Origin of the sequence: Okeania hirsuta (genome assembly GCF_003838195.1) — a bacterium.
Taxonomy (GTDB): domain Bacteria; phylum Cyanobacteriota; class Cyanobacteriia; order Cyanobacteriales; family Microcoleaceae; genus Okeania; species Okeania hirsuta.
In genome coordinates this window covers 1-12,478 of record NZ_RCBY01000204.1, presented here as the reverse complement: position 1 = coordinate 12,478, position 12,478 = coordinate 1, and the positions used below count along the sequence as shown (strand labels likewise).

At 35.4% G+C, this 12,478-nt stretch carries 7 protein-coding genes, 1 tRNA gene and 1 pseudogene; 5 read left to right on the top strand and 4 right to left on the bottom strand.

Going from position 1 to position 12,478, the window contains the following annotated elements; genetic code table 11:
- Positions 1-379: 379 nt before the first annotated feature.
- Positions 380-460: transfer RNA gene (locus D5R40_RS24860), tRNA-Leu, on the bottom strand.
- Between the two features lie 330 nt (positions 461-790).
- On the opposite strand from D5R40_RS24860, the gene accC reads away from it, so the two are divergent.
- Positions 791-2,149, top strand: a complete 1,359-nt coding sequence (gene accC, locus D5R40_RS24855) for an acetyl-CoA carboxylase biotin carboxylase subunit (protein ID WP_124155379.1) — start codon at positions 791-793, stop codon at positions 2,147-2,149.
- Positions 2,150-2,249: 100 nt separating this feature from the next.
- Here the strand turns inward: accC and D5R40_RS24850 are convergent, their stop codons facing one another.
- The gene (locus tag D5R40_RS24850; protein WP_124146590.1) at positions 2,250-2,534 is read right to left on the bottom strand and encodes a YggT family protein; all 285 of its coding nucleotides are present in this window, start codon (positions 2,532-2,534) and stop codon (positions 2,250-2,252) included.
- A 540-nt stretch (positions 2,535-3,074) separates the two neighbouring features.
- Between D5R40_RS24850 and psbX the strand changes: the two genes are divergently transcribed.
- From psbX to D5R40_RS37120, 4 genes and pseudogenes are all read left to right on the top strand, one after another.
- On the top strand, positions 3,075-3,194 hold the full coding sequence (gene psbX, locus D5R40_RS24845; RefSeq protein WP_124146589.1) for a photosystem II reaction center X protein: 120 nt from the start codon (positions 3,075-3,077) through the stop codon (positions 3,192-3,194).
- A gap of 478 nt (positions 3,195-3,672) precedes the next feature.
- Positions 3,673-4,554: a Ycf66 family protein gene (locus tag D5R40_RS24840; protein ID WP_124146588.1), complete on the top strand. Its 882-nt coding sequence runs from the start codon at positions 3,673-3,675 to the stop codon at positions 4,552-4,554.
- Between the two features lie 2,020 nt (positions 4,555-6,574).
- A pseudogene (locus D5R40_RS24835) lies at positions 6,575-7,708 on the top strand (trypsin-like peptidase domain-containing protein); the annotation flags it as partial.
- A 642-nt stretch (positions 7,709-8,350) separates the two neighbouring features.
- A complete protein-coding gene (locus D5R40_RS37120) occupies positions 8,351-9,091 on the top strand; it encodes a pre-peptidase C-terminal domain-containing protein (protein WP_192901306.1) in 741 nt (246 codons plus the stop codon).
- Positions 9,092-10,039: 948 nt separating this feature from the next.
- On the opposite strand, the gene D5R40_RS24825 is transcribed toward D5R40_RS37120, so the two are convergent.
- Both D5R40_RS24825 and D5R40_RS24820 read right to left on the bottom strand, forming a co-directional pair.
- Entirely contained in the window at positions 10,040-10,240 is a 201-nt protein-coding gene (locus D5R40_RS24825) for a CAB/ELIP/HLIP family chlorophyll-binding protein (protein WP_192901219.1), read from the bottom strand.
- 226 nt (positions 10,241-10,466) lie between these two features.
- Positions 10,467-11,483, bottom strand: coding sequence for a succinate dehydrogenase/fumarate reductase iron-sulfur subunit (locus D5R40_RS24820; protein ID WP_124147578.1), 1,017 nt, complete (start codon positions 11,481-11,483; stop codon positions 10,467-10,469).
- Between the last annotated feature and the right edge of the window lie 995 nt (positions 11,484-12,478).

The window sequence follows — 12,478 nt, the reverse complement described above, 5'->3', positions numbered from 1 at the left end:
TATAACGTTTGAGTTTAGATACTTCCACTCCACAGTCAATCATTGTGAACGCCACTAATATAGCATTATAGTTTTTCACTAGACAGGAATTAGGTAAAGGCACTATATATAGTAGATAAAAACTATAGCACTATTGTATATATAGTGGTTTTGTCGGAAAAATTTGTTAGTCCTGACTAGAATAATTTTCGATTATCTAGCCATAAAAATTTGCTAGGCGATCGCCCTACCTCAAAAAAACATCTGGAGGTATTTCTCAAATTCAAACACCAGATAAACTATAGCGCTATAGTTTTAACTATCCACATCTAACGTTAATTCCTTGGCCCAAAAAAGATAAAGTCAGAGATTATTACTTTAACCCCTGACTATTCTCCAATGCGGATGGCGAGACTCGAACTCGCAAGGCAAAGCCACACGCCCCTCAAACGTGCGCGTATACCAATTCCGCCACATCCGCTCTAGTTAGCATTTATCAACTAAACTTCAAGAAAATTATAGAATTTTAGCTAACAATATAAAATGATAACATAAAATTCTGGAATGTCTACAAGAAATTTTCTAAAATCCTCTTAATGTAGCAGCCGTCAGGGCAGTTAGGACATTATCCCTCCTCTCAAATTTAGTCACAGTAAGAATGGGGAAAGAGTCATTCACTCCCAATCACTTATGACAAAAAAATAAGGTCAATAGCTTCCCCCTTTCAAAGGGATGAAAAAAAATAAACTTTAGTATTTCAACCCTTTGGGTTTAACTAGAGTTACTGATAACTGATAACTGATAACTGAAAATGCGGTTCACTAAAATTCTCATAGCCAACCGAGGCGAAATAGCCCTACGCATTCTCCGCACCTGCGAAGAAATGGGCATAGCCACCATCGCCGTCCACTCAACAATAGACCGCCATGCTCTCCATGTGCAACTGGCGGACGAAGCAGTTTGCATTGGTGAACCCACCAGCAGCAAAAGCTATCTCAACATTCCCAATATCATTTCAGCAGCCTTAACTCGTAATGCCTCTGCCATCCATCCAGGCTATGGCTTTCTGGCTGAAAATGCCCGGTTTGCAGAAATCTGTGCTGACCACGACATTGCTTTTATCGGCCCAACACCAGAGGGGATGCGGGCCATGGGGGACAAATCCACAGCCAAAGAAACTATGCAAAAAGCTGGAGTTCCTACAGTTCCAGGAAGTGATGGTCTTCTCACAGATGAAAAAGAAGCAGAAGCGATCGCCAAAAAAATCGGCGTTCCCCTGATGATCAAAGCCACTGCTGGAGGAGGGGGACGAGGAATGAGACTGGTTCGCCAAGAAAACGAACTCTCCAAACTGCTTCAGGCAGCTCAAGGAGAAGCAGAAGCAGCCTTTGGCAACTCTGGAGTCTACATAGAAAAATTCATTGAACGTCCACGTCACATTGAATTTCAAATCCTGGCCGATAGTCACGGAAACGTTATTCACCTGGGAGAAAGAGACTGTTCTATTCAGCGTCGCCATCAAAAGTTACTAGAAGAAGCTCCCAGTCTAGCATTAAGTCCTAAACTACGTCAGAAAATGGGAGAAGCCGCAGTCAAAGCAGCCAAGTCTATCAACTATATAGGTGCTGGCACTGTAGAATTTCTCCTAGACCAGTCTGGTGAATTCTACTTTATGGAAATGAATACTAGGATTCAAGTAGAACATCCAGTCACAGAAATAATTACAGGACTAGACTTAATTGCCGAGCAAATTAGAATTGCCCAAGGAGAGAAACTCCGACTAACTCAAAAGCAAGTAACTTTTAATGGTCATGCAATAGAATGCCGAATTAACGCCGAAGACCCAGACCATAATTTTCGCCCTCATCCTGGTCGCATTAGTGGTTATCTACCACCGGGAGGTTTAGGAGTGAGGATGGATTCTCATGTTTATACAGACTATGAGATTCCACCTTATTATGATTCTTTGATTGGTAAATTAATAGTTTGGGGACAAGACCGTCCTACTGCTATTCAGAGGATGAAACGCGCTCTAAGAGAATGTGCTGTGACAGGAGTTCCCACAACTATCAGCTTTCATCAAAGAATTTTAGAGACTCCGGAATTTCTGGAGGGGCAAGTATATACAAACTTTGTTGAGACTGTGATGAAACCCGATAGTAGTAAATAAGTAAGTTGGCGCAAAAGAAACTAAGTATGTAACAAAAAGTAAAGTAGCTCTAAAACCTCTTCCCTTTTGCCTTCTGCCTTCTGCCTCCTGCCTTCATTAGCTATAGCATCATTCTCAATAAACCTTGCTGACCCAAAAGCAACTCTCGTAATAAACTGAAAATACCTACCCAAATAATCGGACTAATATCTACTCCACCTAGAGGAGGGACAATTTTCCTAGTGGGGGCTAAAAATGGTTCTGTAGGCCAAAAAATCAAGTTAAACGGAAGTTGATTGATATTTACCTGGGGGTACCATGTGAGAACTATTCGGAAGATAAATAAGAAAGTCATTAACCCCAGGAGAATACCTAGAGTCCAATTCGCTAATGTCAGATAGTCCATAAGACAATAAAAAAATGTAATTTTGTAAAGTAAAAATTAGCTTTAAGTTACTTGATTGTATTTCAAATGATGAAGCGCTATTAATACAAGTTTTTCCCTTTTGAAAAAAAACTTTTTCACCATAATGATATAAGTTATGGCAGTTTGCAGATTAGTTAATTGTGAAAGTTTGACCAAATTTTCAAGAGAAGAGGAACTTTTGAATAAGTATGTAATTAAGTAAGTAGCTTTAATATCAACCACTGAAATATCTCCTGTTCCCGAAAATCTTTTGTGTAGCGCTGTAGAAATAATCTACCAGTGACACAATTCCATAAACATTAGTAATTGATCCTTCTACCTTCTGTACAGCCACACTAAAAATTTGGATAGTCCTAAATATGTAAGGATATTGATTAGTAAATCCTTTTCATGGTCAGGAGGTAAGCGATAAAATCATTACTTGTTTACCACGACCAAAATTTGTACTGAAAAAAATCGCAAACCGCTATAATATCTAAAATAAAGTAAATCAAATTTTGTGGCAAAGGGCAATAATCCATGACTCCTTCTTTATCAAACTTCTTATTAAGTCTACTGGCGGGAACTCTAATTGTAGTTATTCCTGCTACAATTTTTCTGATATTCGTCAGCCAAAAGGATAAAGTTACTCGTTCCTAGACCCTAGATACTAAACATTTTTCTTTTTGGAGCAAAGGTTAAGTCAGAATTCCATTTCCTAGAAGTTTAACAATCACGAATTCTCAGGAATAAACTTTTTTTTGCAATAACCTAACAGTTATGTGAAGGGCCTAAAAGCAAACTATTTTAGGTTTAAGCTTCACCTAATTTTTTTTGACAAAGACAAAGTGAAAGCCTCAGACTACAGAATAGGATAGACAGTGATATAATTGTCCAAACCTAACAAGCTGAGGTTTTTCTTTGTTAAATTGATGATATTGCAGAAAGAAAAATCTGGCGTTGTCTGAATTTTGAGCTTTTGATATGTCAAATATAGTAATGGTCACTGCTATACAATATTCAACTAAATATTAAATAAGCTTTATATCTGCTAAATAACTTCAAGTCTAGATACCAAACCAGGATAGAAATTTTCAACTTGAATTACTAAATTGATGAACTACTTAGGAGATTTATAATGATCAACATAGGATTTAATGGGATGAGTTTCCTGGGCATAATCCTGGCCGTAGCAGGAGCAGGATTGTACTTCCTCCGCGCATGGCGTCCGAAGCTAGCTAGAGATCACGATATTTTCTTTGCTGCAATTGGCTTACTATGTGGAGGTATTTTATTCTTCCAAGGCTGGAGACTAGACCCTATTTTAGCTTTCGGTCAGTTTTTGTTAACTGGTAGTGCCATATTCTTTGCAGCAGAATCTATCAGAATGAGAGGTCTTACAACTAAGCAAGCTAGAGAACGTACCCCTATTGTAGATGAAGAAAGATCGGTAAGTCCTGTTTATGGTTATGCAGAATCAGACTTAGACGAACTAGAACCTTATGAAGAATATCCCGCTAACCGTCGTATCAGAGGTTCTCAAGATTATCGTTCTTCTAGGCCAGATAATTTTGAGGATGACTACCGCCGTCGTCCTCCTAATCGCAGAAGTAGTTATGATAGAACAGAAGAAATCAACCCAAGATTACGCAAGCGTAGTCCTCGTTCAGAAAATTATCCTACTAGATCGTCTTCTGAATATTGGGAAAACTCTGTAGATTTAGAAGATAAGAGACCTGCTTCTCGCAGTCGAGATAATTTCAGTGATACTAATAGGCCAGAAGATAGACTGCCTCGCCCTCGTAGTCGAGATAGCTGGGAGACTTCTAGTACTGAAGAAAGACCACCCCATAACCGTACTCGTCGCCCTAGTCCTGAAACAAGCTACTCGGAAGAAACATCTCCTAGAACGAGAAAGCGTCGTCCACCAGAAGCATCATCTACTGATGGAGAAGCAACATCAGAAAATTATGTAGAGTATACTCCTATGGATTCTGTTGATAGTGATGTTAATGGTTAAATAGAATTTATAATAGAAGTAGGAATATTAGGTGGGGATAATTTGTCTTTTTAGAGTAAATAAAAAAATCCCATTTTTCCCCGCCCATTCTATTATTTATTTAGTAGCTGAATATCAATACTTCTGTATAAAATGTATAAAATAAATTTTTGCTGAATCTAAAAAATTATCATCAAAGCTTCACCACAAAATTCCTAATTTACTCATTAATAAGCTGTTTTGTATTCAAACCATATATCAAATTTTTTTCAAAGGGAACAGCGGTGCGAACCCGCGGGGTGCGACAGATGCAAGCGTTAGGAACCCGGCGAGGTCTCCTCGCCATGGGAATGCCGATCAAGAGAGGGAATGCGCACTCCTGTGAGGGAATATAGAATCTAAATGATTCTTAGCTTATTACTAATTTTCTATTAGTTTATAAACAATAGTTCAAACTGTTCAAATGTTATGAACTCCTCTATCCATTTTCAGTGAACTATAACCCCAATACTTTGCTGTGGTAAAATGAAGCCCTAATTGATTAAATTTCTTGTTTAATTTGCTCTACAACTATAGAAATTTTAGCAGTTTTCAATTTAGTAAAAAATACAAAGTACATAGACTTTAGCCTAAAATTAGAACGAACCTCTTCTCATAGACCTCTGGTGATAATTAATCTCAAACCCTGATCATACATGCATGGGCAAAAACTTAGTTCCCACCAGATGTCTAATGGTAAAAGTTATATGTTTCACTCAAGTGAAAAGTGCTATTGCTATAATTATTAATAACTTTATCTACAAAGCTTGCGCGAAGCTAATGCCTAGAATACTTGAAAGCCAATTCCCAATACAATAGTTAAAAAAGAGATAAATTTAATCTACCATAACTTTTCAGTCTAGTGCTAATAATTATTAGAATAAGTAAGTCGGCCAAATGAAACCTAAAATAACTGATATAGCAGAAGGAAGAAGGAAGAAGGCCTTTAGTTATCTAGGCGATTTAGTTATCTAGGCGATTTAGTTATCTAGGCGATTTAGTTATCTAGGCGATTTAGTTATCTAGGCGATTTAGTTATCTAGGCGATTTAGTTATCTAGGCGATTTAGTTATCTAGGAGAGGACTGAAGTTGGAAAAATCTGACGTTGTCTGAGTTTTAAGCTTTTGATATATCCTAACCTTTCCTTCCACTGCTATAGTAAATTTTTCCCAACCCCGGCCAAATTTTTACTCCTGTACCTCGCACATATGACAATTCTCCTATGGGACTCCTCCTCTTCAAAGTTAATTTTATTTATGACTAGGTACTTAATCTGAGAAAGTTGCTCAAATGTAATAGTAAGTAGCTGAAGGTAAAATTGAAAAACTTATGTTTTTCGTTGATACTTAATCTAAAAATCATTACCACTCAGCAACCCTAATCTAAGAGCTACAATAAAAATTATAATAGTTTTAATATTACATTGTTTCCACGCTAAAATTTATAGAGACAAAGTAATGCCAAATCTCACGCATTTTTGCTACATCTTCTTGAGAGCAGGGATTAATAGGGATGTTACATGCAACGTCCGCAGGTCCTAGGTAAATAAAGAATAAGATATCTTTACTTCATACAAATAATTGCTAAAAACATTACTAAACCTTACTTATTACTTAATAACTGAAGTTTTCTATAAAACAAGCATTATTTTTAGGGACTGGTATAACTTTTAAAATGTCTTAATAAGTAGCTGATTCTAATCTATGGAATTAAGTATCAATTGAAGAAAATTTTTATTAAGAAAGAATTCAGGAAACAGGTAGACGATAAATTTAGTTTGCGATGTAAAGAATTCAGAATTGATTTTTTCACATAGGATGAGGATAAATAAATAAGTTCTACACTCTCACCCAATATTAATATTGGGTGGTCTTTAGTTAGTGGCAACTGCTGAATAACTCACTCATTAATTCTGTCTATTGGCTACTCAACTCCTAACTCTATTTTTCAAAAAATTACTGGGTAATAATATTAAATATAAACTAGACTTGACAAGCAACAATGAATGCCAAATTTTTGTCAAAAACCACATTAAGAATACTTATAGTAGTAGCAGTTGGTGTGAATTTAAGTAATTTTCCTCCAGTCAAAGCTCAAATAAAAGTGGATACAATTCCCAGACCCCTGAATAAAAACCGAAAAGAAACACTACTTTCTCTGAGTCTAGAAGAACAAACTAATATTCGTGTTTATGAACAAGCTAGTCAAGCAGTAGTTTCCATAGATACAGATAAAACTAATGGTAGTGGTGCCATTATCAGTCCCGACGGAATGGTATTAACAAATGCTCATGTCGTATCTCAAGGCCGTGTGGTCAAAATTACCTTAGCAGATGGTAGAAAAGTTACAGCAGATGTCATAGGTTTTGGTGAAGAAGATTTAGACTTAGCAGTTCTCAAAATTCGAGGACAAAGAAACCTTCCTACTATTAGAATAGCTCGTCCAGGTTCGACAAAAGTAGGTCAGCGAGCTTTTGCTATCGGAAATCCTTTTGGCAGATTTCAAGGTACTCTTACTGTAGGAATAGTTAGTCGTATAGATCGAGAAAGAGGATTGATCCAAACAGATGCAGCTATTAACCCTGGTAATTCAGGGGGGCCACTATTGAATAGTTCTGGAGAACTTATTGGTGTCAATACTGCTATATTTACTCGTGGTCAATTAGGGGGTAATATTGGCATTGGTTTTGCTATATCTATGGATAGAGTCCCAGAGTTTCTAAGAGCGGTTCGAGAAGGAAGAGCGCCTTTAGTAGCTCAACAGCAAACAGGAATGTTTGATGAGAGACAGGCTGAAAAATTAGACCTTAATGGTTTAATAGAAATAAAGGGCAATTTGGACAGTGAATCTAATGTATTACCTGTAGACAATAGTTATTATGACCTTTACGCTTTTGAAGGTTTAGCAGGTCAAAAGATTTCTATTGATATGAGTAGTAATAAAATAGATTCTTACTTGATTTTATTAAGTTCAAATGGTCAAGAATTAGCTCAAGATGATGATAGTGGTGGAGAAAAAAATGCCAGAATTGTGATTACGCTACCAGAAAATGGAACTTACAAGTTATTAGCAAATTCTTATGAAGCAGGAGAGTCAGGAGAATATCGGTTGAAAATTGAGTCTGTTTCACCCAGAATTAGACCTTTCTTTGAGCGTGAAAGGATAAATTACTATAGATAAATTGTCTGAAATTTTATCTACTGATTGATAGATAGGGATATGAAGGTTAAAAAAAATTTTTGACCAGAAATATCGACAAAGGAGGATGAAAAAATTTTGACTTTTAAAGTCACCTAAATAGTAAATAGTCGTTTGCCAGTACAGTAGTTAGTAGATATAAGTAGGTTTGAGGAACGGAAACCCAATAAGATGTATTGAGATGAAATACTAAAACTTCTTGCCACATATTCTCCCCTTTTTTAGAGAGGAGCTAGAGGTTAGGAGAATCAAGGGACTGTATTTTTTTTATATGAAATATTAAATTGATTTAAAATGTCATAATGAGCGGATAATAGCAATTTTCTCAAAAAATTTATTTATAGGAAACATGAATTTCTAGGAAGTGCAACAAATTGTCTTACAGCAAAATCAAACAGTTAATAAGTTAAGTACAAGTATTGGTTTGAAAATAAAAAAAAGATGATTATAGTGATACTCTGTAATTACTAACTAAAATTTACCCTAAACTTTTTCAATTAATAATTATTCGTGATTATTTCCCACTATGCTAGTAGACTAGTTGGAGAATTTAAGTAGTATATTTATTTGAGGTGATTAATGCGTCAAGCAAGATTTTGGGCGATCGCTCCTTTTGGTCTACTAAGTATTATGGGAAAAACTTTACTTTTCCCTATCCTTCTATTTCATCCGGTGGTTATCAATTCTAGCTATGCTAATGAAATTTTAGTTCAGGATACTCCAACTCCAGAAGAAACTACTCCAACTCCAGAAGAAACTACTCCAACTCCAGAAGAAACTACTCCAACTCCAGAAGAAACTACTCCAACTCCAGAAGAAACTACTCCAACTCCAGAAGAAACTACTCCAAATCCAGAAGAAACTACCCCAACTCCAGAAGAAACTACCCCAAATCCAGAAGAAACTACTCCAACTCCAGAAGAAACTACTCCAACTCCAGAAGAAACTACTCCTTCTACCCAAGAACAAAAAGTTGGAAAAGAAATATTACAGCTAGAAGGAACACTGAGTGATGGAGACTTAGTACTTCCATCTGATGAAAGTATTTATGATGAACATACTTTTGAAGGAACAACAGGTCAAGTAGTAACTGTAATCTTAGAAAGTCCTGACTTTGATACTTATTTAGCAGTATTTAGTCCTACTGGTGAATTACTGGGAGAACATGATGATGTTAGTCAAAAAAATACAAATTCTCAACTAACAATTACTCTAACTGTTACAGGTAAATATCGTGTAATAGTTAATTCTTACGATAAAACAGGTAGGGGTCAGTATAATCTCCAAGTAATTGAGTCAGGTCAGACATCAGATTTATAATTGAAAAAATTTAATGGTTAATGGCTAATATCTAAATGCCATTTAAAGATTAGCCATTAACATTTAGCTGTGAATAAATAAAACAAATAAAACTAAATTATCCTAGTACAAACCTAATAAAAAAATCTGGTAGTGGTGCATAGTAATGGTAGAGGAAGTTGGGGAGTTGGGGAGTTGAGGAATTTCAACAATCGCCGATTTATGAAACAAGAAGCATCGCAAATTGCGATAAATAAAATAGACAGTAAATCTAAACCAGAATCAGAATATAGATAGAGAAATTCCAGCGATAAAACAGTAATAATTCATTATAAAGTATAATCTCCAAGTAATTGAATCAGGTCAAGCATCAGATTTATAAATACTAATTTTTTGACTATTTAATAGCTAATAGCTAAATGTCATTCTCAAGATTAGCTATTAGCATTAATTAGGACTTGATGATTAACTATAAAACCCACATTCCGCACCACAAAATGTAGTATCGAAGAAGGAGTCAGGAGTCAGGAGACAGGAGACAGAATTTTAGAATAAAATCATAGCTACCGTGATTGAGTAATCAATACTGCAAGTATTTATGCTTAATATTTAACTGAGAATTTGACTCCCAATCGAGGTAAATGAAGATAATTTATATAGTATAAATACCTAAGCAAGCTACGGATTTTATACTAATTTTTATGTTAAAAATTGAAGTGCGGAATGTGGGATAAAAACATTTACAGATAAAGGTTTTAGCCTTTTTGCTGCGAAAAAAAGTGTCAGCTTTTAGCTCCGAATCGCCCAAAATACTCACATTTTGAGCAGACAAAGACAGAAAAACTTAGCGACAATTATTTCGACTGCCTTCTCTGTAATTCGCATTCATTCTGACTCCTGACTCCTAAATCCTGACTCCTACCCTCCACAAAAATACTTTTTCAGCAAACCCTAATTAAACTTTATTTTTTACCGCAAACCTAACCAAGAAAAAAAATCTTGATGAGTAAATAATTCCAGTAATAACAAAATGAAAAATCCTAGCATAGCAAACCTACCATTGATTATTTCTGCGTAAGTATTCCAACCAAAAGCAGGTTCATTAAACTTGGTAGTTTCAACTTTTTTAGCAGATTCTGATGTGGATTGAGAAGTCAAATTTTCAGACATGATATTGATAGAATTTTATTAGCTTTGAAGATTTGGTAGTCCTACATAGTAATGTTTGAAGAACAAAACTTGGTATCTACCCAAATATTTATTCTCCCAGATATTCAACAGTATTTTGAGAATGGGTTGTGAAAAAATTATCCCTCCCCCTAACTTTTACCATTACTATGCACCACCACCAAAGATTTTTGATTACGGATAAAATTACTGAATTATCCCAGTCGATTTATTGTCCAATTTTTTTTACTGATTCAATCAGCGATCGCACAATTTCAGTTCCCTCAGAAGGTTCAAAAGTCAAAGGAAACTTACCTTTTGCCAACATTCTTAATCCTAATGGACCCAAACTAAATAATCCTTGAATATCTCTAAAATAGTTACCCACTACCTGAATACCAAATTTTCGTTCATCAATCCAACCCCCGTCTTTAACCAAATCAATTAATACTTTTCGATGGCGAATAGATCGACTAGCTTGTTTATCTTGACGATCAAGAATTTCTTGTTTAATTTTACCTATTTGATCCATAGGTGCTACTTCCATCGGACAAACAGAATTACAATAATAACAGCGGGTACAACCCCAGACTCCTGCTGTGTCAAGATTATATTCTTCTAATCTTTTCTCTATTTGACTGTCACGAGAATCAGCAACCATTCTATAAGCTTTGGCCAAAGCGTGTGGACCAACAAAATCTGGATTAACTTCACGAGCATTACACTCAGAATAACAGGCTCCACAAAGAATACAATTACCTGTTTGATTTAGTTTATCCCGTTCAGTGGGAGTCTGTAAAAATTCTCGTTCTGGAATTTGTCGTGCTTTTGTGCTGATATAAGGTTCAACTGTTTCTAGATTTTGCCAAAAACTTTTCATATCTACTACCAAATCTTTAATTACTGGCATATTGCCCATAGGAGCAATAGTTATTTCTGGAATAGATTTTTCAGTAGTATTAGCAGAATTATTATTACTATTATTAGCTATTTGTTGTATTCTATCTACTTCGTTTCTAATATTTTCTTTACACGCTAAAGCTGAACGACCATTAATTCTCATTCCACAACTACCGCAGATAGTATTACGGCAATTTTTACGAAAAGCTAAACTACCATCTTGCTCCCATTTAATTCGGTTAAGGCATTCTAAAATTGTATTGCCTGGTTCAACTTCTAAGGTGTAAGTTTGAACTCTAGGAGTAGTATTTTGATGTTGACGAACGATATTAAAACTGACTTTCATTGATGATAAATTCAAGATATTTTGTACTAGCTTAAGAGCTGATTTGTAAACTTAGCTAAAACCCTTATGTAATCTAACTCTCAGGGATTTAAGTATTGTTGGGTTATAACTGCAAAAACCCTTGTATTGCAAGGATTTCAGCCTCTTGATATTTACTTTATAAATCAGCTCTAATTGTGTTTTTTTTAGATGGCGTTGCTGATGGGTGGCTATGATTTTTCTTCAATGGCGATAATGTTCAGCATCGCTACTACGTTTTCCTAGGTCATGCTGCGCAAACATATCGTGCAGCGAAACGCCTAGCTATTAACTGAAAATCATTTTAGATTTTGCCAAATTTAAGTTTCATAGCTTGATTGAGCAACACCTTTTAGATAATACCAAATCCAGCGATAAAAGCAGATTTTTCTTATCTCCCAATCCTTGATTTAGCAATGGCTGTAACTTTCAAAAATACCCTTTTACTAAGGCGGATTTTGTATAAAACAAGATTAGCATTAACTATTAGTTTTTTTGTTCCGATATTATTTTTGTTTTACTACACTTCCATTAGCTTTTCGGTAGTAGGTGTTAGGTTTTAAGTTTTAGCTTGTAGATGAAAAACGTTTACTTAAAATCTATTATTTGTAATATTTGCACAAACAATTGGGTAGAAAGCTCCACATTTAACCTGCGTTGTCAACAATTTTTGGGGTTTAATTCCCATTAAATTGAAATATTAACCTATCGTCTACAACTTTCTTCAATATCTTAACCGTCGTGACTATACAAAATAACAAAATAAAAGGTTACAAGAAAAATCTTCAACAATTAATAATTAATAATTACCTCTTCTTGAAAATAAGAGGATTGACGCTTCAGGAAATTTTTTTCTCTTCTCTTGGTAGATTGGATATAGCCTTCCCTTCGGGACTTTAGGGAAAGGAGAACCTAAGAGTGTAGAGCAGCTCCGCTTGTTCCATTTTTCATGCTGCGCTTTCCATGTTGGCGAGGTT